This window comes from Streptomyces sp. NPDC127084 (assembly GCF_042724175.1).
GTDB lineage: Bacteria > Actinomycetota > Actinomycetes > Streptomycetales > Streptomycetaceae > Streptomyces.
The window spans coordinates 44,833-65,363 of the sequence record NZ_JBHXFA010000011.1 but is presented as its reverse complement, the minus strand read 5'-3'; the positions used below and the strand labels follow the sequence as shown (position 1 = coordinate 65,363).

General features: G+C 70.6%; 14 protein-coding genes. 11 read left to right on the top strand and 3 right to left on the bottom strand.

What is annotated here, in order from left to right:
* Nucleotides 1-59: 59 nt before the first annotated feature.
* Both ACFWI9_RS04815 and ACFWI9_RS04810 read right to left on the bottom strand, forming a co-directional pair.
* Nucleotides 60-1,730 carry an alpha/beta hydrolase gene (locus tag ACFWI9_RS04815; protein WP_387159068.1) on the bottom strand — a complete coding sequence of 557 codons (1,671 nt, stop codon included), beginning with the start codon at nt 1,728-1,730 and terminating at the stop codon, nt 60-62.
* 178 nt (nt 1,731-1,908) lie between these two features.
* Nucleotides 1,909-2,307 (bottom strand): VOC family protein, encoded by a 399-nt coding sequence (locus ACFWI9_RS04810; protein ID WP_387159067.1) that lies wholly within the window; start codon nt 2,305-2,307, stop codon nt 1,909-1,911.
* Nucleotides 2,308-2,395: 88 nt separating this feature from the next.
* Between ACFWI9_RS04810 and ACFWI9_RS04805 the strand changes: the two genes are divergently transcribed.
* From ACFWI9_RS04805 to ACFWI9_RS04790, 4 genes are all read left to right on the top strand, one after another.
* Nucleotides 2,396-3,019, top strand: a complete 624-nt coding sequence (locus ACFWI9_RS04805; protein ID WP_387159066.1) for a nucleoside/nucleotide kinase family protein — start codon at nt 2,396-2,398, stop codon at nt 3,017-3,019.
* 438 nt (nt 3,020-3,457) lie between these two features.
* The gene (locus tag ACFWI9_RS04800) at nt 3,458-4,417 is read left to right on the top strand and encodes a hypothetical protein (RefSeq protein WP_387159065.1); all 960 of its coding nucleotides are present in this window, start codon (nt 3,458-3,460) and stop codon (nt 4,415-4,417) included.
* A gap of 214 nt (nt 4,418-4,631) precedes the next feature.
* Nucleotides 4,632-6,044 (top strand): MmgE/PrpD family protein, encoded by a 1,413-nt coding sequence (locus ACFWI9_RS04795; protein ID WP_387159064.1) that lies wholly within the window; start codon nt 4,632-4,634, stop codon nt 6,042-6,044.
* Nucleotides 6,045-6,263: 219 nt separating this feature from the next.
* Nucleotides 6,264-7,385, top strand: a complete 1,122-nt coding sequence (locus tag ACFWI9_RS04790) for an aminopeptidase P family protein (RefSeq protein ID WP_387159078.1) — start codon at nt 6,264-6,266, stop codon at nt 7,383-7,385.
* A 55-nt stretch (nt 7,386-7,440) separates the two neighbouring features.
* Here the strand turns inward: ACFWI9_RS04790 and treZ are convergent, their stop codons facing one another.
* Nucleotides 7,441-9,192 (bottom strand): malto-oligosyltrehalose trehalohydrolase, encoded by a 1,752-nt coding sequence (gene treZ, locus ACFWI9_RS04785; protein ID WP_387159077.1) that lies wholly within the window; start codon nt 9,190-9,192, stop codon nt 7,441-7,443.
* 114 nt (nt 9,193-9,306) lie between these two features.
* Here treZ and ACFWI9_RS04780 point away from each other — a divergent pair, with 114 nt between their 5' ends.
* The 7 genes from ACFWI9_RS04780 to gnd all read left to right on the top strand — a co-directional run bounded on the left by ACFWI9_RS04780 (nt 9,307) and on the right by gnd (nt 20,528).
* Nucleotides 9,307-10,680 carry a GH1 family beta-glucosidase gene (locus tag ACFWI9_RS04780; RefSeq protein ID WP_387159063.1) on the top strand — a complete coding sequence of 458 codons (1,374 nt, stop codon included), beginning with the start codon at nt 9,307-9,309 and terminating at the stop codon, nt 10,678-10,680.
* Nucleotides 10,681-10,747: 67 nt separating this feature from the next.
* The gene (locus ACFWI9_RS04775; protein WP_387159062.1) at nt 10,748-11,296 is read left to right on the top strand and encodes a DUF1707 and FHA domain-containing protein; all 549 of its coding nucleotides are present in this window, start codon (nt 10,748-10,750) and stop codon (nt 11,294-11,296) included.
* 975 nt (nt 11,297-12,271) lie between these two features.
* Nucleotides 12,272-14,368: a bifunctional polysaccharide deacetylase/glycosyltransferase family 2 protein gene (locus ACFWI9_RS04770; RefSeq protein WP_387159061.1), complete on the top strand. Its 2,097-nt coding sequence runs from the start codon at nt 12,272-12,274 to the stop codon at nt 14,366-14,368.
* Between the two features lie 320 nt (nt 14,369-14,688).
* Nucleotides 14,689-15,531, top strand: coding sequence for a universal stress protein (locus tag ACFWI9_RS04765; RefSeq protein WP_387159060.1), 843 nt, complete (start codon nt 14,689-14,691; stop codon nt 15,529-15,531).
* Nucleotides 15,532-15,746: 215 nt separating this feature from the next.
* On the top strand, nt 15,747-17,831 hold the full coding sequence (tkt, locus tag ACFWI9_RS04760; protein ID WP_387159059.1) for a transketolase: 2,085 nt from the start codon (nt 15,747-15,749) through the stop codon (nt 17,829-17,831).
* Complete coding sequence (gene pgi / locus ACFWI9_RS04755; protein ID WP_387159058.1) at nt 17,828-19,507, top strand: glucose-6-phosphate isomerase; 1,680 nt, start codon at nt 17,828-17,830, stop codon at nt 19,505-19,507. The genes tkt and pgi overlap by 4 nt, the downstream gene beginning before the upstream one ends.
* Nucleotides 19,497-20,528: a phosphogluconate dehydrogenase (NAD(+)-dependent, decarboxylating) gene (gene gnd / locus ACFWI9_RS04750; protein WP_387159057.1), complete on the top strand. Its 1,032-nt coding sequence runs from the start codon at nt 19,497-19,499 to the stop codon at nt 20,526-20,528. Before pgi ends, gnd begins: the two co-directional genes overlap by 11 nt.
* The last annotated feature ends 3 nt before the right edge of the window (nt 20,529-20,531 follow it).

Below are 20,531 nucleotides of genomic sequence, written 5' to 3'. Positions count from 1 at the left end.
CGGGGACGCTAGCACGCGGGGGAACCTGGTCAGACGGGGCCGTCGTGCGCCCGATCGCCTCAGCCGTCACCCTTCGCCAGGCCGCCGCCGCCCGTGTCGATGCCGCCCTCGGGCTCGATCGGGGTGGTGAGGGTGAAGGGAGGGATGTCCTGTGTGCAGACCGCCCCGGCCGGGGGCAGGGTGCCATCGATGAGATAGCGGCTCTCGTACTCGTCCGCGCAGGTGCTGAGGTTCGCGAGTGCGGTGTGTCCGTATCCCTTGACGGTGAGCAGATGGGCGTTGGCCAACTCGCGCGTCATGGCCACGGCGTTCTGGTGGGGAGTGACCGGGTCGAAGGTGGAGTTGACCACCAGGACCGGTGCGGTCGGCCGGTTCCACGGGCCCCGGTACGGGTCGGCGGCAGACGCCTGCCAGACGGCGCAGGCCGAGGTGGACCAGGGGATGAGACGGCCCAGGTCACCCGCGCGACGGTAGCCGAGGTCCGCGAGTGACTGATAGCGCAGCGGGTCCCGGGGGCTGGGGCTCTCGGAGCAGCGTATGGCCTCGATCTGTTCGAAACCGGGGTAGGGCAGCGGGACCGGCGGGGACGCGGCTTCCTCGGGTGTGCGGCCTTGCCAGAGCTCCTCAAGGGTCTCCGCGAGCTCGGTCCACGCGGGATGCACGGTGTAGAGGTGTTCGAAAGTGGTGCCGACGGCGACGGCGTAGGTCCAGCCCTCCTGCTCGCCCCGGCTGCTCTCGGGCCGCTGTTCCAGCCGCCGCAGGAGCTGCTCGTACTTGGCACGGGTCGCGCTCGGGCTGCCCGCGGAGAAGGCGCAGTGCTCGGTGTCCGTCCGCCCGCAGAGGTCGAGGAACCGCCGCAGGGTCGCTGCGGCGCTCAGGTCGGAGTCCGTGCGCTGGAAGGTGGTCAGCAGCGGCTCGCCGTCCGCGCCGCGGCCGAACCAGGCCCCGGGGTCCAGATTGGCGTCCAGGACCATGGCGCGGACCCGGTCGGGGAAGAGGTTGGCGTAGGTGGCGCCCAGGAGCGTCCCGTACGACACCCCGAAGAAGCTGAGCCGCTGCTCGCCCACTGCCTGCCGCAGCCGGTCGAGGTCGCGGGCCGTGTCGGCCGTGGAGACATGCCGCAGCAGTTCGGGGTCGCGCTTCTCGCAGCGCCTGGCCAGGTCGGCGTATTCGTCGAACCAGACCTTCCGCTCCTGAGCGTCGACCGGGAAGCCGCCTGCGCTCCGCGCCGCCCACTCGTACGCCTCCTGCGGGGAGTCGAAGCAGCGCACGGCCGTACTCGATCCGACCCCGCGCGGATCCCAGCTGACGATGTCGAAGCGCTGGCGCACTTCCTCGGGGAAGGCCTCATAGGACAGCGGCAGATCCTCCGTACCCCCTCCGCCCGGGCCCCCGGGGTTGTAGAAGAGCGTGCCGACACGCCGCCCGGGGCCGGTCGCCTTCCGCTTGATGACGGCCAGTTCGATGGTGCGCCCGCCCGGAGCGCGGTGGTCGAGCGGCACGCGGATGGTGGCGCACTCGAAACCGGGAGCCTCGGAGCAGGGTTTCCAGTCCAGCGTCTGAGTGTTGACGCTGCTGACGGGGGGTGGGACGGGTCCTCCGGCCCGGAAGTGTTCCGGTGGGGCGTGCGTCGGGGCGTACACCGGGGACTGCATCGCCGTGCAGAGCACCGCCGCGAGGGTGACCACGGCACAACGCCCGCGGCCGGATATCGCTCCGGGTATGTGCATGCATCCGATCCCATGGCAGGTCTGATGGACCCGCAAGCGGCCCGCCGCCGAATGGAGTCACGGCCGGGTACGCCTGACACGGTGTGACCGGGCACGGCAGAACGGGAGTTCGGACGGCGGCTGTCTCCGGCGGCTCTGGGACGGGAAGCGAGGTCCGAGCCGTCCCGCCGGCCACGCCCTACGCGGGCTGGAGCAGATCCCAGCGGTTGCCGTAGAGGTCCTCGAACACGGCCACCGTGCCGTACACCTCATGGCGCGGCTGCTCCAGGAAGCGCACTCCGGCGGCGGTCATCCGGGCGTGGTCGCGGGCGAAGTCGTCGGTGTGCAGAAAGAAGCCGACCCTGCCACCGGTCTGTGCGCCGACGGCGGCGAGCTGAGCGTCACCCGCCGCCCTGGCGAGCAGCAGATCGCTGCCGCCGCCTTCCCCGGGCCGGACGACCACCCAGCGCGTGCCGTTGCCTCGGTCCGTGTCCTCGACAAGGCTGAAACCGAGGACGTCCCGGTAGAAGGCGATGGCCTCGTCGTAGTCGCGGACGACCAACGTGACCAGGGCGATACGACGCCGGGGCGTGGACATGAGGGCTCTCCTAGCCGGGGATGCCGAGGGATCTTCGGGGGCTGCCGCCTGGGCGCCAGTATCCCCGCACGCGGGCACAATGCCTGCCATGGACCCCTCGATCGACCAGCTCACCGCCCGGGCCAGGCGACTGGCGCGGCCAGGCGGGCGCCGGATCCTCGGGATCGCCGGGCCGCCGGGAGCCGGGAAAACGACGCTCGCCGGGGAGCTCGTGGCGCGACTGGACGGGCTCGCCGTGCTCGTCCCCATGGACGGGTTCCATCTGGCGCAGGCGGAGCTCGAACGGCTTGGACGGGCGGGCCGCAAGGGCGCGCCCGACACCTTCGACGCCGCCGGGTTCATCTCGCTGCTGGCCCGGTTGCGGGCAGCCGATGAGAGGGGAACGGTGTACGCGCCCGCCTTTGTACGCGAGACGGAGGAGCCCGTGGCGGGCAGTATCCCCATCAGCCCGGGTGTCCCGCTGGTCATCACTGAGGGCAACTACCTGCTCCACGACGAGGGGCCCTGGGCCCAGGTCCGCGGCCTCCTCGACGAGGTCTGGTACCTGGAGCTCGACGCCCGGCGGCGACTGCCGCGCCTGGTCGACCGGCATGTGCGCTTCGGTAAGGACCGCCCGCACGCGGAGCGCTGGGTCAGGGACTCCGACGAGGCCAACGCCCGGCTGGTCGCGCACGGCAGGCACCGGGCCCAGCTGACCGTACGGATGGACTAGGGACGCGCCTTGCAAGTCCAAAGGGCACCGCGGGCAGGGGGCCCGGTTCGAAGGACGCGGCAGCACGCGGAGGGCATCTCCCCCTGGCGAGACCGACCGTTCCGCTCGGCTCGGGCCCGACGCGGCGCGAGTGGTGTCGGTCTGTCGGCGGCGTTCGGCACGGGCGTCCTCGAGCGGAGCCGACCCGCCATCAGGGAAGGCGCGCGGCACACGATCAGATCCTTCGTGGGGGAGACCCCGACCTCGGTTCCCAGGGGGTCGGGGAGGCCCCGTGCATCTGACGCCGTGGGCACATCCTCGAAGATCGCCCGGACAGGACCTGACCGCTGGACCAGCGGTGCCCCGCACCCGGAGAGCGCGCCGGGCCGGGTGGGTCGGTAGGCTCGAAACCAGAGCACACGCGGGAAACCGAGTACCACACGACGAGCGGGGGCTGATGTGGGGCTGTTCCGGCGAGGACCCAGGAGAGACGGCGACGACGTGCCCCGCGACGAGGAGTTCGCGTTCTTCTCGGTCGGCGAGGCTGCGCGCTTCCGTGGCCAGGTCCGGGAAGCGTTCGCCGAGCAGGGCCTCGAGGTCACCGTCTACTCGGACGTGGTGACCGACAGCTCCGGCCGCCAGTTCGGACTCGGCAATCTCGCTGCCGTGTGCCACAACGACGACCGCGGCCCCCGGGTATGGCCCGAGGTGGTCCGCGGGCATGTCGCCACGGTGCTCCGCACCATGGACGCGCCGTCGGCCCTGGACACCCTGCCACCGGAGCAGATCCGCGCCCAGCTCTATCCGAGGGTCATCGGCTCGGACGGTCTCGATCCCCAGACCTTCGGCTATGCGCGGCACCTCGCGCCCGGGCTGTGCGAGGTGCTCGCGCTCGACCTCCCCGAGAGCGTCATGATGCTCACCGATGAGGCCCTTGAGCCGCTCGGGCGGATCGAGGAGCTCAGGGAACGTGCGATGGCGAACCTTCGCGGCCTACCGGTGGAGGGCCATGAGGTGGTCGATGACGCGGGCGGGATGCGCTTCGACGTGGTCGTCGGCGACTCGTTCTACACCGCCAGCCGGGTCCTGGCGCTCGACACGCTCGCCCACCAGGTCACCGGGCAGCACATCACCGCCGACGGCGCGCTGGTCGCACTGCCGTTCCGGCACCAGGTCGCGTTCCATGTCATCCGTGACGCCGGCATCATCCCGTCACTGAACGGTATGGCCGCCTTCGCCGCCTCCGGATACGCCGACACGCCCGGCGCCATCACCCCGTACGTGTACTGGTGGCGAGGCGGCACATTCACCCAGCTCAGCGACCGCACCGAAGACGGCGAGGGACTGCGGATCGTCGTGGACGGCGACTTCCAGGATCTGCTGGAGCGGCTCATCGGCCGGGGGCCCGGCGCGGACTGACCCTCGCCCGGTCGCGCTGCGCCATGCGAGTGGCGAAGCACGCCGGACGGTTTCGAAGCACCGGCCCCGGCGATCGGTGGGGCAAGAATGTGGACACATCATGCCGTTCGGCGCGCTCGACGGCTGTCGGACTCCCGTTCGTCCAGGTATTCGGCCGCGGATGCGTGGCCGAACGCGCACCGTCCTGACTGTACGAGTCCGCGAGGAGAAGCCCATGGCCGCCCCAGCCAACGCACTCGAGCCAAAGCCGACGGTGGTGGAGGAGATCGCCGCGTACGCACACCGTGCGCGTTACGAGGACCTCTCGAAGACCTCAATCGAGCAGTTGCCGACCCACATCCTCGACTGTGTCGCCTGCTCGATCGCCGCTCTCGGCGCCACACCGGTGAACGCCTGCCGGGAACAGGTACGTGAGTTCGCCGACGGAGGGGCCTGCCGGCTCATCGGGGGCGGAACCTCGAACCCGGTGTACGCGTCGTTCTGGCACACGGCGCTGGTGCGCTACGTCGACATCATGGAGAACTTCCTCGCACCGACGGAGACCTGTCACACCGCGGACAACTTCGGCGGCGTGCTCACCGCGGCGGATCTCGCCGACGCGAGCGGCCGGGAGCTCATGCTGGGCCTCGCCGTCAGCTACACGATCCAGTCCAGGCTCGTCGACCACGCCAACTTCATGACGCGGGGCTTCGACCACACCGCCCAGCTCGCGTTCTCCGTGCCTGCCGCGGCCGGGCGGCTCCTCGGCATGGAAGCGGAGCAGCTCGCACACGCGATGGCCATGGCCGGTGCCAGCGGAGCCTCGTTCGCGAACATCCGGGCGAAGCCACTGTCCCAGTGGAAGGGGCTCGCCTCCGCCCAGTCCGCGTTGGGCGCGATGAACGCGCTGTTCCTCGCCCGTCGCGGGATCGAGGGCCCGCTGGCCATCGTCGAAGGCCCCAACGGCATCGACAATCTGCTGCACCGGCCCATCGTGGTCGACTGGGCCAACGAGAAGTACGAAGGCATCGTCACGAGCGCCATCAAGCGGTACAACGCCGAGATCCACACGCAGTCGGCGATCCACTGCATGGTGGAACTCCGCGGGCGGCAGCCGCTCGACCCCGCGCAGATCGTCTCCATCGAGGCAGTCGTACCCCAGATCACCTTCGACTTCACCGGCGGGGGACTGTACGGGGGAGCGGCCACGACGGTCACGACGAAGGAACAGGCCGACCACAGCCTCCCGTATCTGCTCGCCGTGGCGCTCCTCGACGGAGACGTGATGCCCGCTCAGTTCCTTCCGGAGCGCATCACCCGCGACGACGTACAGCAACTGCTGTCCAAGGTCGTCGTCAAACCGGGGCATGACTTCACGCGTGCTTACCCCGAGTTGATGCCGGCGCACATCACCGTCCGGCTCCAGGACGGCACCGTCCTCACCCACGGGGTCGATGACTACCCCGGACTCCCGAGTCGCCCCTTCACCTGGGACGACGCGGCCGGCAAGTACGACCGTCTCGTAGCGGGCAAGGTCGATCCCGGCCTTGCCGGAGAGATCAAGGACGTCATCAGGAACATCGCCGGTTCCACCACACGCGATCTCACCGGACTCCTCGCACGCGTGCCGTACCCGGCGGCGACCTGAGGGCCGGCCTGGCTCAAGGGAAACTCCGAAGCTCCTGTGCGGCCGGTCCACGCACGTCGGCCGGCCGCACAGGAACACGTCCCCCGGCCAGCGGTGTCCGCAAGGCCGAGCTCCGGTGGTATTGAAAATCACCGCGGGGGCCTCCAGGTTGATCCCTAGCCGCCGCCCGGCCCGTGATCCCCCGTCGCCGATGAGGAGTCCAAGCCCGCCGTGACCACGATGAACGCACCTGACGACCCCTTCACCGCCGAGGACTACCGGGCACGGATGGCCCGCGCCGCCCGCTCCGCAGCCGAGGCCGGGCTCGACGGGCTGCTCGTGGCCCCCGGCCCCGATCTGGTCCATCTGACCGGCTACCGGCCGGTGTCAACCGAGCGGCTCACCCTCCTCCACCTCGCCGAAGGCCGGGATCCGGTGCTGGTCGTACCGACCCTGGAGGCGCCGGACGCCCGCCGTACGGCGGGCGCCGACGCGGTCACGCTGCGGGACTGGACGGACGGACAGGATCCGTATGCCGTCACCGGGGCGCTGCTGGGCGGCACGGGGCGTTACGGAGTCAGTGACAACACTTGGGCCATGCATCTGCTCGGACTGCAACGGCGGGTTCCGGGCAGCTCCTATGTGGCGCTCACCGAAGCGCTGCCCATGCTGCGCGCGGTCAAGGACGCGGCCGAACTGGCCCGCCTCGAGGCGGCCGGAGCCGCCGCGGACAGGGCGTACGAGGAGATCCTCGAAGTCCGCTTCGCCGGCCGCCGGGAGAGCGAGGTGGCGGCCGACCTCGCCGCGCTGCTGCTGCGGTTCGGGCACTCACAGGTGGACTTCACCGTGGTCGGATCAGGACCGAACGGCGCCAACCCGCACCACGAGGCCGGCGACCGGGTCATCGAGCAGGGCGACATGGTCGTCCTGGACTTCGGCGGCCTCAAGGACGGCTACGGCTCCGACACCAGCCGCACCGTCCATGTCGGTGAACCGACCACCGAGGAGACACACATCCACAACGTGGTGCGCGCCGCCCAGCAGGCCGGGTTCGACGCCGTACGCCCCGGGGCGCTGTGCCAGGACATCGACCGGGCGGCCCGCGCGGTCATCGAATCGGCAGGATACGGCGAGTACTTCATCCACCGCACCGGCCACGGAATCGGCGTCACCACCCATGAGCCGCCGTACATGATCGAGGGCGAGGAGCAGCCCCTGGTGCCCGGGATGTGCTTCTCGATCGAGCCGGGGATCTACCTGCCGGGCCGCTTCGGGGTACGCATCGAGGACATCGTCACCGTCACCGGAAGCGGTGGAAGGCGCTTCAACAACACCCCTCGCGAACTGGCGCTCGTCGAGTAGGCCGGCTAGCCGGATGATCTCGCCGCCCGGCACCCGCGACACGTCGGATGGGCCCCTATCCGTCCATGAGCACCACGCACGTCGACTCGCCCGGCAACTCCAGCAGCCCGTCAGGCCCGGGAGTCCGCACCCCGTTCCACACCGCGAGCACCCGCGCCTGACCCGCGCCCAGCGGGATCGCGGCCGGGGTCTCGCCGAGGTTGACCGCGACCCTGAGGTCCCCGCGCCGGAACACGAACCAGCGCGCCTCCTCGTCGTAGGCGACCCGTACCGCCGCCAGATCGGGGTCCGACAGGTCCGGCTGGGAGCGGCGGAGGGCGATCAGCTCGCGGTACCAGGCCAGCAGCCGGGCGTGCGGCTCCCGCTCCCGCTCACCGCGGTCCAGGCAGGAGCGTTCCCGTGTCGCCGGTTCCTGCGGGTCCGGGATGTCGTCCGCCGACCAGCCGTGCCCTGCGAACTCCCGCCGCCTGCCCTGCCGTACGGCCTCGGCCAGCTCCGGATCGGTGTGGTCCGTGAAGTACAGCCAGGGCGTGGACGCCCCCCACTCCTCTCCCATGAACAGCATCGGGGTGAACGGTGCCGTCAGCACCAGCGCCGCAGCGCACGCCAGCAGCCCGGGGGAGAGCCGCGCGGACAGCCGGTCGCCCATGGCCCGGTTGCCGATCTGGTCATGGGTCTGGGCATAGCCCAGGAAGCGGTGCGCCGGAGTGCGGCTCAGTTCCACCGGACGCCCGTGGGTACGCCCCCGGAAGGCCGAGTACGTCCCGTCGTGGAAGAACACATGACCGAACGTCTTGGCGAGCGCGGCCAGCGGGGCACGGGCGAAGTCCGCGTAGTAGCCACGGGACTCGCCTGTCAGCGCGGTGTGCAGGGCGTGGTGGAAGTCGTCGTTCCACTGTGCGTGCAGCCCGAGCCCGCCCTCGTCGCGCGGCGTGGTCGTCCGCGGATCGCACAGGTCCGACTCGGCGATCAGGAACACCGGACGGTGTGCGTCGGCGCCGAAGGCGTCCACCGCGGCCGACAGCTCCTCCAGGAAGGTCAGCGCGCGGTTGTCCACGAGGGCGTGGACCGCGTCCAGTCGCAGCCCGTCCACGCGGTAGTCACGCAGCCAGGCCAGCGCGCTGCCCACCAGATAGGCGCGCACCTCGTCCGAGCCGGCCGCGTCCAGGTTGATCGCCGAGCCCCACGGCGTGTGGTGGGTGTCCGTGAGATACGGGCCGAAGGACGGCAGATGGTTGCCCGAAGGCCCCAGATGGTTGTGCACCACGTCCAGGACCACCCCGAGCCCCAGACCGTGCGCCGTGTCGACAAAGCGTTTGAGCGCCAAGGGGCCGCCGTAGGGCTCGTGCACGGCCCAAGGTGCCACACCGTCGTATCCCCATCCGTGCACCCCGGGGAACGGACACACCGGCATCAGCTCCACATGGGTGACGCCGAGATCCACCAGCTCGGGCAGCCGGGCCGCAGCCGCGTCCAGGGTGCCCTCGGGGGTGTACGTGCCCACGTGCAGCTCGTACAGCACCGCGCCCGCCAGGCCCCGGCCCGGCCAGTCGTCGCACCAGGCGTACGAGTCCGGGGCGACCACCGCGCTCTGCCCGTCAGGGCCGTCGGGCTGGCGGCGCGAACGCGGGTCCGGCAGCAGCGGTCCGTCGTCCAGCAGGAAGCCGTAGCGCGCGCCGTCGGCCGCGTCGGCCTCCGCGGTCCACCAGCCCGCGCGCTCGGGATCGCGGCTCATCGGTTGCCGTACATCGTCCAGCCACAGCACGACCCGGTCCCGGGCGTGCGGCGCCCACACCTCGAACAGCACTGGCGTATCCCCTGTCATGTCGGTCCGTCAGTTCCGCATCGGTGGCACTCGCATCCATCCTGACAAGTTCCCGGGTCTGGAGGACGGCTACCCGCCGGTACTAGGGTCCGGGCCATGACACCGCAGCCCGTACCGCCCGCCGCCGCGCTGCCCTCCTTCCCGCCCGGATTCCTGTGGGGAGCGTCCGCGTCCGCCTTCCAGACCGAGGGCGCCGCCGACGCCGAAGGCAAGGGCCCGTCCGGCTGGGACGCCTTCGCCGCGCAGCCCGGCCGCATCAAGGACGGCGCCGACGCCGCCCGCGGCACCGGCTTCCACGAGCGCTACCGCGAGGATGTCGCACTCCTCGCCGGGCTCGGCGCGGGCGCCTTCCGCTTCTCCGTCAGCTGGCCCCGGGTGATCCCCGGCGGCACCGGTTCCGTCAACCCGGCAGGGCTCGGCTTCTACGACCGCCTCGTGGACGAACTGTGCGCCCAAGGCATCACCCCCGCGCCGACCCTCTACCACTGGGACACCCCGCTGCCCCTAGACGAGGCGGGCGGCTGGCTGAACCGCGACACGGCCGCCCGCTTCGCCGAGTACGCCGCCGCCGTCGCCGAGCGGCTCGCCGACCGCGTACCCATGTGGATCACCATCAACGAGCCCGCCGAGGTCACCCTGCTGGGCTACGCACTCGGCGAGCACGCCCCCGGAAGGCAGCTCCTCTTCGACGCCCTGCCCGCCGCCCACCACCAACTGCTCGCCCACGGCCTCGCCGTGCAGGCCCTGCGTGCGGCCGGCGCCGCGAACATAGGCCTCGCGGTCTCCCACTCACCCGTACATGCCGCGAGCGACAGCGAAGAGGACCGCACCGGCGCGGAGATCTACGACACCCTCACCAACCGGCTCTTCGCCGACCCGCTCCTGGAGGGCCGCTACCCGGAGGGCTTCGACGGCCTGATGCCCGGGCCGGTCGCCGACGACCTCGCTGTGATCTCCCAGCCCCTGGACTGGTACGGCATCAACTACTACAGCCCCATGCTGGTCGGCGCCCCGGCACCGGACGCCCTCGCCTCGTACTCCGGTCTGGGGATGCCCGAGGGACTCCCCTTCGGACTCCGCGAGGTCGAGGGCGCCGAACGCACCCACTTCGGCTGGCCCGTGGTCCCCGACGGACTGCGCGAACTCCTCGTCACGCTCAGGCAGCGCTACGGGGACCGGCTGCCTCCCGTCCACATCACCGAGAACGGATGCTCGTACGACGGTATCGACGACAGCCGCCGCATCGCCTACCTGGACGGACATCTGCGCGCGCTGCACCAGGCGATCGAGTCGGGCGTGGACGTACGCGGCTACTTCGTCTGGTCGCTGACCGACAACATCGAGTGGGTGGAGGGGGCGTCCCAGCGCTTCGGACTGGTCCATGTCGACTACGAGACCTTCGAACGCACCCCGAAAGCGTCCTACGCGTGGTATCGGGACGTGATCCGCGCCCAGCGCGCGGGGCACTGACCGGCGGGCCGCCCACCGTACCGGCGCTTCTGGACACCCCGGGGCCTCCGGCCCGACAATCATCCCTGTGACGTCGTCCTTCGAGTTCCCGGTGTATCCCGCCCGCGTCTCGGACGCGGACCGGGACCGTGCCCTGGGCAGACTCCGGGAGGGCGCGGTCCAGGGCAGGTTGTCCCACGACACGTTCGTGCGGCGGGTGGAGCTCGCCCTCGCTGCGAGCACCCCCGACGAACTGCGGGCGCTCACCGCCGATCTGCGCACCGAGGGACGGCTGGCGAAGAAGTTGTTCGGCGCGGTCGGGCGGGTATCCGCGTTCTCCGTACGCCTCGGCCGCGCCTGGCAGGCGGAGAAACTGCCCCCGCTTCTGCTCCCCGAACCCGGGCCCTGTCCCCTGCGTATCGGCCGTGACCCGTCCAACGGACTGCGGCTCAGCCATGAGTCCGTCTCCCGGCTGCACGCCGAACTGTCGCTGCGCGGCGGGCTGTGGGTGCTGCGCGACCTGGGCTCCACCAACGGCACCACGGTCAACGACCGCAGGGTGACCGGATCGGTCGTGGTCCAGGCCGGGGACGTGGTGGGCTTCGGCCGTATGAGCTTCCGCCTCGCGGCGCGCTGAGTCCGGCGATCGCCGGGGGTGGCGATCTCAACCCGGAGGTCTCGCTGACCAGCCTCGCCGCCGCCCGTCAGCTGCTGCCCGGCTTCGGGGTGAGTGCCGCGCCGGGCTGATGCGGTAGGAGATCGTGGTGCGTTCCGATGCGGGGCAGCCGACGATCAAGCCACCTCGGCAGCCACCAGTTCGCCCGCCCCATCAACGCCAGGGTGGCCCGGGTCGACGGGGGACCTGGTCCGAGCCGCCGGCCATCCGCAGACAAGCGGCCCGCCTCGTCGCAGGTGTGCCCACCGGTGGTCCCGCCGCCGGGCCACAAGCCCGTCAGCCCTCTTGTGCCGCCTGGCAGGTGTTCTCGCCACGTTTCCATCCATCCTGGTCAGCACCGCCGGCGACAGGACGCGACAGCTCCCTCCCGTTATGGACGACTGAGCCGCCACTTATCACAGAACGGGGTCGGAATGCCGGATATGGACGCGTGTTGCTAAGCGGAATTCTGTACTCCGTAGAATGCGCCGCTGTGACTCGTCAGAAGAAGCCAGTTTTTGTCGACGCCTCGGGGCGCCGGCGCCGCCTCGTCGGGTATATGTCGATTGCCCTTGGTGCCGCATGCGTCTGTTTCGTTGCGGTCATCCTGGCCGGGCTGTTCGGTACCGGGCCGGCCGGTGGGCCACTGCCCTGGAGCCAGAACAGGCAGGGGCCCGCCCCCACGGCCGATGATCCGGCCCCTTCCACTGACGAGTCCGGCGAGCCCTCCGGCGGTGAAGCCGAGGATGCGGAGCAAGTCGGGGACGCGGTGGCACCGTCGGCCGTCACAGGCTCCGAAGCCGGTGCCCCGTCGGAAGCCGCCGAACCGGAAGTGAGCGGCGCCCCTGAGCCGACCGCCACATCGGAACCCACCGCGGCCCCGGAGGCGAGCGCCCCACCCGGCAACTCCGGCAACGCCCCGCGACGCAGCCCCGGCGCGACAGGTAAGGGGCCGAAGTGACCCGTCACGCGCTGCGTCGCGAACCGCGCGCCCACTGGCTGCTCCTCAGCCTCACGCTTGCCGTCGCCGCCACCGCCTTGCTGTTCAGCGGATACGGACGGCATGAGATAGCTTCGACTGCACCACTCACAGCACGATGTCCCGCGACCGCGGATCCCGAGTTCTCGGCCGGTCCCGTCCTGCGCGAGGACCCCAGCACCGGCGAGATCGCCGGTTCCTCCATGCGTCGCGGTACCGTCGCGCTCACCTACGACGGCGGACCCCACCCCGACTGGACCCCGGCCCTGCTGGACCTGCTCAAGCGGCATGGCGCCAAGGCCACGTTCTTTCTCACCGGCACACAGGCCGCAGCCCATCCCGACCTGGTACGCCGGATCCGGGACGAGGGCCATGAGATCGGCTCCCACACGTACACCGACGCCAACCTGGCTGAGATCTCCCAACCCAGGGCGCGGCTTGAGCTCGCCCTTACCCAGAACGTCCTCGCGGGCACCGCGGGTATCGGTACCCACCTCCTGCGCCTGCCGCACACGGCGGGTGTCGATACGCTCTGCGCCGACATGGCCGAGGCCGCACGGAACGCTGTCGCTGACGGCTACGTCATCGTCGCCGCAGACGCGCCAGGCCAGGGCGCGGCTGAAGGCGCGGTCCTGCAGTTCACCGGCTCGAGCGCGGCCCTCGCGGAGACCGAGCGGCTGCTGTCCGACCCACGCCACAGGCGGACCGCCTTCGCGACGGTCGGCACGGGGCTGGGTCTGCCGAGCACCGCCTACCGGGTCGCGACGGTCACGGAGTGGAAAGGTATCGCTGTCGTCCGCGCCCAGCAGCTGTCGCGGGCCTTCGCCGATGCGATGACCTGGCTCCTGCTGACCGCCGGCGTGCTCACCGGAGCGCGCCTCGTAATGCTGTTCACGGTCGCCCGAGTCCATGTGGAGCGGACCCGCGCCCGCCGCTCCCGCCGGGCTGGGCGCCGCCGCACCCCGTTCTCGCCGCCACTCACCGCCCCGGTCTCGGTGATCGTGCCCGCGTACAACGAGGAAGCGGGCATCGAGGCGACGGTACGTTCGCTGCTTGCCTCCTCCCACCAGGCCGTGCAGGTCGTCGTGGTCGACGACGGCTCCACCGACCGGACCTTCGAGATCGCCGAGGCGATCGACGATCGTCGGGTGATGGTCATCCGCCAAGCCAACGCCGGGAAGGCCGCAGCGCTCAACACAGGTCTCGCCTGGGCCTACTTCGACATCGTCGTGATGATCGACGGGGACACCGTCTTCGAACCCGACGCGGTCTTCAATCTGATCCAACCGCTCGCCGATCCACGCGTCGGCGCCGTCAGCGGCAACACCAAGGTGGGCAACCGACAGGGGATCCTGGGCCGCTGGCAGCATCTCGAGTACGTCATCGGTTTCAACCTCGACCGCCGTATGTACGACGTCCTTGAGTGCATGCCGACCGTTCCAGGCGCGATCGGGGCATTCCGTCGCGAAGCGCTCCTGAGTGCCGGCGGCGTCAGCGACGACACGCTCGCCGAGGACACCGACCTCACCATGGCCCTGTGCCGGGCCGGCTGGCGTGTCGTCTACGAGGAATCGGCCGTAGCGTGGACCGAGGCCCCGTCGACGGTGCGCCAACTGTGGAAGCAGCGCTATCGCTGGTGCTACGGCACGCTCCAGGCCATGTGGAAGCACCGCGGCGCACTGTTGGAACGGGGCGCCGGCGGAAAGCTCGGGCGCCGCGGCCTGACCTATCTCTTGCTGTTCCAGACGGTATTGCCGCTGCTCGCACCGCTTGTCGATGTCTTCGCCCTGTACGGGCTGCTGTTCCAGGGCGCGGGCCAAGCGCTGGCCGTCTGGCTCGCCTTCACCGCGGTCCAGGTCTTCAGCGCCGTGTACGCGCTGCGGCTGGACCGGGAGAAGTTCGAACCCTTGTGGACGCTGCCGCTCCAGATATTCGTCTACCGCCAGTTGATGTATCTCGTCGTCGTCCAATCGGTGGTTACGGCCCTGGTGGGGAACCGCATGCGCTGGCAGCGCATGCAGCGCACCGGCTCGGCGACGGACACCCTGGAGGACCGCCGAACCGCCCCCGTGTGACGCCGTCGCCCCGCTGGAAGTACCTGCTGCGACGGGCGGCGGGCCCCGATTCCGACGCGGTGGCACTCGTCAAGGCGCCGCCGCCGGGCCATACGGCACGCCGCAGGGACCGGCTCCGGTGCTGCCCGTCCGGCGGGTGGTGCTGCACCTCAGTGCCGGACGGCACTCTGAACCGGCCGGGCACCGGCGCCCGCTCACCGTCCGTGACGCTCTGAATCGCGGCGGCCGCCCCTCCTCGGTAGCTTCGTGATGAGGCGTCCTTGTGCGCGGTGGTCCGTGAGGCGGCGCTGCGCACGTGCCCCGAGGCAAGGAGGACCACCATGTCCCTACCCATCGCTGTGGGAGTGGACGGTTCCGGCGAGAGCATGGCGGCCATCGACTGGGCGGCCGACGAGGCCGCGCTGCGGGGCACGAGCCTGCGCCTGGTGTACGCGTCGCGCTGGCAGGAGCACCGGCTCCAGGCCGTGAAGCCGACGAGGGAGGCGCAGGCCGAGGAGGACCGGAGTCTGCTGGCGGCCGCCGAGCAGCGGGCGCGTACGCGCAGGCCCGGGGTCAGCGCATCGCCGGAGGAGACCGAGGACGCCCCCGCCAGGCTGCTGGTGGGTGTCGGTGCCGAATCGGAGCTGCTGGTCCTCGGTTCGTCCGCGCTCGGCAGTGCCTCCGGGTTCGTCGTCGGCTCGGTGGGACAGGAGGTCGTTGCGGACGCCAAGCGCCCTGTGGTGCTGGTCCGGCCGGGATACGGGGAGGATGGCCCTGCCGAGGGGGGAAAGATCGTCGTCGGTCTGGATATCGGACACGGCGACGGCGGAGCCGAGCTGCTGGAGTTCGCCTTCGACTTCGCGGCGAAGCACGACGCCCCGCTGCACATCCTGCACAGCTGGCACGCCCCCGCCTTCCACCACCGGGAGGCCGAGGTAAGCGGTGAACGGGAGTCGGAGCTGGCGGCGGCGGTACGCCCCTACCGGGACAAGTCCCCGCGGGTCGAGGTGACCGAGGACGCGGCGCCCGGCCGTCCCGCCGACCGGATCGTGGAGTCGGCGGCGCACGCCGCGCTGGTGGTCGTGGGCCGTCGCCGGGCGGCCAGGGGATCCCACATCGGTTCCGTCGCGCACGCGGTGCTGCACCACGCCGGCTGCCCGGTGGCCGTCGTACCGCACTCCTGACCCCCAAGCTGACGCGGACACCCCGCCTGTTCACCCCTCCCGGGTGAGGCCCGGGACCGGGTGGTCCGGTCAGGCTGGCATGAGGACCGTCCGTGCCGTGCGGCGGGCGGGGAACTCCGGGACGTCCGTCGCCGGTGACCCGCCCGCACCCCCAAGCCCCGCATCACTCCGCCGAGCCCGGGTACCCGCCGTACCTGCCGGAAACGGGAGCGCATATGACCACCCTGGACATCGACCTGGACACGCTGTCGGTCAACACCATCCGCGGTCTGTGCATGGACGCCGTGGAGAAGGCGGCTTCCGGGCACCCGGGCACGCCCATGGGTATCGCGCCCGTCGCCTACACGCTCTGGCAGCGGTATCTGAGGTTCGACCCCGAGGACCCGATCTGGCCCAACCGGGACCGCTTCGTGCTCTCCGAGGGGCACGCCTCCACGCTGCTCTGGTCCCTGCTGCATCTGACCGGAGTACGGGCGGTCGACCCGGACTACGAGATACTCGGGCGCCCCGCGGTCACCCTGGACGACCTGAAGTCGTTCCGGCAGCTCGGCTCCCGCTGCCCCGGGCACCCCGAGTACCGGTGGACCAGCGGGGTGGAGACCACGACAGGGCCGCTGGGGCAGGGTGTCGCGACCTCCGTGGGAATGGCGATGGCGGGCCGCTGGCTGGCGGCCCGCTACAACCGCGACGACTTCCCGCTCTTCGACTTCGACGTGTACGCGCTCGCCGGCGACGGCTGCATGATGGAGGGCATCGCGTCGGAGGCCGCGTCCCTCGCCGGACACCAGCAACTGGCCAACCTGTGCTGGATCTACGACTCCAACCGGGTCACCATCGAGGGCCACACCGGAATCGCCTTCACCGAGGACGTCGCCGCACGGTTCCTGGCGTACGGCTGGAACGTGACCACCGTCGCCGACGCCAACGACCTGGACTCCGTGGACCGGGCCTTCCACACCTTCCGGTCCGAGACCGAGCGGCCCACCCTGATCCTGGTGCACAGCCACATCGGCTACGGCTCCCCCGTGGAGGACTCACCCAAGGCCCATGGATCACCGCTCGGACCCGAGGGGGTGCGGTCGGCGAAACGCTTTCTCGGACTGCCGGAGGACCGCGAGTTCTGGGTCCCCGACGAGGTTCGTACGGGCTTCGAGCAGGGCATCGGCGCCCGGGGCGCCGATCTGCGCCGTGCCTGGGAGCAGCGGTTCGAGGCCTACCGGGCGGCCTGGCCGGGGCTCGCCGACGAGATCCAGCGCATGCAGCGCCGTGAGCTGCCGAACGGCTGGGACAGCAAGCTCCCCGACTTCCCGGCCGACCCCAAGGGGCTGGCCACCAGGGAGTCTTCGGGGCAGGTGCTCAACGCGCTCGCCGAGCGGGTGCCCTGGGTGATCGGCGGTTCCGCGGATCTGGCCCCGTCCACCAAGACCCGCCTCATCTTCGACGGAGCGGGTGACTCCGAGCCGGACGAGCCGTATGGGCGCAATCTCCATCTGGGGGTACGGGAACACGCGTCGGCTGCCCTGGCCAACGGCATGGCGCTGACCAAACTGCGGTCGTACTGGTCCGGGTTCCTGATCTTCTCCGACTACGCCAAGGCAGCCATCCGGCTGTCCGCGCTGATGGAGATCCCGGTGGTGCACATCTTCACCCATGACTCGATAGGTGTCGGTGAGGACGGCCCCACCCACCAGCCGGTCGAGCAGATCGCCGGGCTGCGGGCGCTGCCGGGTCTCCTGGTGTTCCGCCCCTGCGACGCCAACGAGGTCACCGAGGCCTGGCGGTTGATCGCCGGACTGCGTCGTGAACCGGCCGCGCTGGTGCTCTCCCGCCAGGCGCTGCCCACCCTCGACCGGTCCAGGGTGGCCGCCGCGTCCGGAACCGCCCTGGGCGCCTACGTACTGGCAGACGCGCCGTCGGGCTCGGGAGAGCCCGACGTGATCCTGCTGGCCACGGGCTCGGAAGTGCATCTCGCGCTGTCCGCCCGGGACGAGCTGGCGGCCGACGGCATCCAGGCGCGGGTGGTGAGCATGCCCTGCTGGGAGCTGTTCGACCGCCAACCCAGGGAGTACCGCGACCAGGTGCTGCCACCGCACATCACCGCGCGGGTCGGTATCGAGCAGGCGTCCACCTTCGGCTGGGACCGCTATGTCGGCGACGGCGGAGCGCTCATCGGTATGCACACCTTCGGTGCCTCCGCGCCGCTCAAACAACTGCTGACCAAGTTCGGCTTCACCCCCGAGCGGGTGGTCCAGGCAGCGCGCGAAGTGATCGCGCGCCGGCAGGAGGCGATGACCCGATGACGGCCACTCTGCTCCGCAAGCGCCCCGTGTGGCAGGCGCTTGAACGCCACCGCGAGGAGATCGCCGCACGTGATCTGCGGTCGCTGTTCGCCGAGGTCCCCGGCCGCGGCGAGCGGCTGTGCGCCGAAGCGGCCGGGCTGTATCTCGACTACTCCAAGCACCTGGTGACCGACGAGACCATGGGACTGCTGCTGGACCTCGCCCGCGAGTCCCGCCTCGAACACCACAGGGACGAGATGTTCCGCGGCGATCGCATCAACGTGTCGGAGAACCGGCGCGTGCTGCACATCGCCCTGCGGATGCCCCGCGGCAGCTCCCTGGTCGTCGACGGCACCGACGTCGTGGCCGAGGTGCACGGCGTGCTCGACCGGATGGCCGCGTTCAGCGAGCGGGTGCGTTCGGGGCAGTGGCGGGGTGCGACCGGGAAGCCGATCCGCAATGTCGTCAACATCGGCATCGGCGGCTCCGATCTCGGCCCCGTGATGGCGTACGAGGCACTGCGCCACTACACCAACCGGGACATGACGTTCCGGTTCGTCTCCAACGTCGACTCCACCGACCTCGTGGAGGCGCTGCGCGACCTGGCACCCGACGAGACCCTGTTCATCGTCTCGTCCAAGACCTTCGGCACGCTGGAGACCCTCACCAACGCCCACTCGGCAAGGGACTGGCTGGTGGGCCGGCTCGGTGAGGAGGCCGTCGCCCGGCACTTCGCGGCCGTGTCCACCAACGCCGAACGGGTCGCCGCCTTCGGTATCGACACCGACAACATGTTCGGCTTCTGGGACTGGGTGGGCGGACGCTACTCGATGGACTCGGCCATCGGCCTGTCCACCATGCTGGCCATCGGCCCCGAGCTGTTCCGGGAGATGCTCGCCGGATTCCACGACATGGACGAGCACTTCCGCACCGCCCCGCTGGAGCGGAACCTGCCGGTGCTGATGGGCCTGCTGGCCGTCTGGTACGCGGACTTCTTCGGCGCCCAGACGGTCGGCGTGATGCCGTACGAGCAGTATCTGAGCCGCTTCCCCGCCTACCTCCAGCAGCTCACCATGGAGTCCAACGGCAAGCACGTGACCCTCGGCGGCGAGCGGGTCGACTACGACACCGGGCCGGTCTACTGGGGTGAGCCGGGCACCAACGGGCAGCACAGCTTCTACCAGCTGATGCACCAGGGCACCCGGCTGATCCCGGTCGACCTGATCGGCTTCGGCAAGAGCCTCAACCCGCTGGGCGACCACCACGACATCCTGTCCTCCAACATCTTCGCCCAGGCCCAGGCACTCGCCTTCGGCCGCAGCGAGGAGGAGGTGCGCGCGGAAGGCACCGCCTCCGAGGTCGTGCCGCACCGGGTGATGGAGGGCAACCGGCCGTCCACCGTGCTGCTGGCGGAGAAGCTCACGCCCAGGGTGCTGGGCCGGCTGGTCGCGCTGTACGAGCACAACGTGTTCACTCAGGGCACCGTCTGGAACATCGACTCCTTCGACCAGTGGGGCGTCGAGCTCGGGAAGGTCCTGGCAGCCGAGATCATCCCGGAACTCACCGCGGACCGTGAGCCGGAACTGCACCACGACTCGTCCACCAACGCACTGATCCGCCACTACCGCGCCCTCAGGAACGGGCACGGAAACGGACATCGGAACGGTCACGAGAACGGGGTCGGCCATGACCACTGACACCCCCATGCAACTCGGCATGATCGGCCTCGGCCGGATGGGAGCCAACCTGGTGCGCCGGCTGATGCGCGACGGCCACCACTGCGTCGTCTTCGACCTGGACACCAAGGCCGTCAAGGAGCTCGAAAGCGAGGGCGCGACGGCGGCCACGTCCATCCAGGACTTCGTCGGCAAGCTGGAGCAGCCGCGCGACATCTGGCTGATGCTGCCGGCCGGCGTGGTGCGGCAGACCCTGGACGAACTCGCCGGGTTGCTCGACAGCGGTGACACCGTCATCGACGGCGGCAACTCGTACTACCGCGACGACATGGCCCGCGCGCGGGAACTGGCGCCACGCGGCATCCACTATGTCGACTGCGGCACCTCAGGCGGTGTCTGGGGCCTGGAGCGCGGCTACTGCCTGATGATCGGCGGCGATGACGAGGCCGTGGCCCGGCTCGACCCGATCTTCCGCACCATCGCCCCGGGCAAGGGCCTGGCCGAGCCCACACCCGGCCGTACCCAGGCCGACGGCACCGCACCCGAGGGCTATCTGCACTGCGGACCCAGCGGCGCCGGCCACTTCGTGAAGATGGTCCACAACGGTGTCGAGTACGGGATGATGGCCGCCATCGCCGAGGGCCTCAGCATCATCAAGCACGCGGACGCGGGACTCACCAGCCGCACCGTCGATGCCGAGACGGCCCCGCTGCGCGAGCCCGAGGCGTACCCGTACACCATCGACGTGGGCGAGGTCGCCGAGGTGTGGCGGCGCGGCTCGGTGGTCAGCTCCTGGCTGGTCGACCTGGTCGCCGACGCCCTGGCCCGCTCCCCGGGGCTCGACGAGTTCGCCGGCCGGGTCTCGGATTCCGGCGAAGGCCGCTGGACGGTGCTGGCGGCGGTGGACGAGAGCGTGCCTGCGCCGGTGATCACCGCGGCGCTGATCCAGCGCTACGAGTCGCGCGGGCTCGGCGAGTTCACCGACAAGGTGCTCTCGGCGATGCGCGGCGAGTTCGGCGGTCACGCCGAGAAGGCGGGGTGAGTG

Excerpts from the sequence above, each read along its gene's own strand:
- ACFWI9_RS04815 (WP_387159068.1), bottom strand. The coding sequence starts at position 1,730 with ATGCACATACCCGGAGCGATATCCGGCCGCGGGCGTTGTGCCGTGGTC.
- ACFWI9_RS04810 (WP_387159067.1), bottom strand. The coding sequence starts at position 2,307 with ATGTCCACGCCCCGGCGTCGTATCGCCCTGGTCACGTTGGTCGTCCGC.
- ACFWI9_RS04805 (WP_387159066.1), top strand. The coding sequence starts at position 2,396 with ATGGACCCCTCGATCGACCAGCTCACCGCCCGGGCCAGGCGACTGGCG.
- ACFWI9_RS04795 (WP_387159064.1), top strand. The coding sequence starts at position 4,632 with ATGGCCGCCCCAGCCAACGCACTCGAGCCAAAGCCGACGGTGGTGGAG.
- ACFWI9_RS04790 (WP_387159078.1), top strand. The coding sequence starts at position 6,264 with ATGAACGCACCTGACGACCCCTTCACCGCCGAGGACTACCGGGCACGG.
- ACFWI9_RS04780 (WP_387159063.1), top strand. The coding sequence starts at position 9,307 with ATGACACCGCAGCCCGTACCGCCCGCCGCCGCGCTGCCCTCCTTCCCG.
- ACFWI9_RS04765 (WP_387159060.1), top strand. The coding sequence starts at position 14,689 with ATGTCCCTACCCATCGCTGTGGGAGTGGACGGTTCCGGCGAGAGCATG.
- tkt (WP_387159059.1), top strand. The coding sequence starts at position 15,747 with ATGACCACCCTGGACATCGACCTGGACACGCTGTCGGTCAACACCATC.
- pgi (WP_387159058.1), top strand. The coding sequence starts at position 17,828 with ATGACGGCCACTCTGCTCCGCAAGCGCCCCGTGTGGCAGGCGCTTGAA.
- gnd (WP_387159057.1), top strand. The coding sequence starts at position 19,497 with ATGACCACTGACACCCCCATGCAACTCGGCATGATCGGCCTCGGCCGG.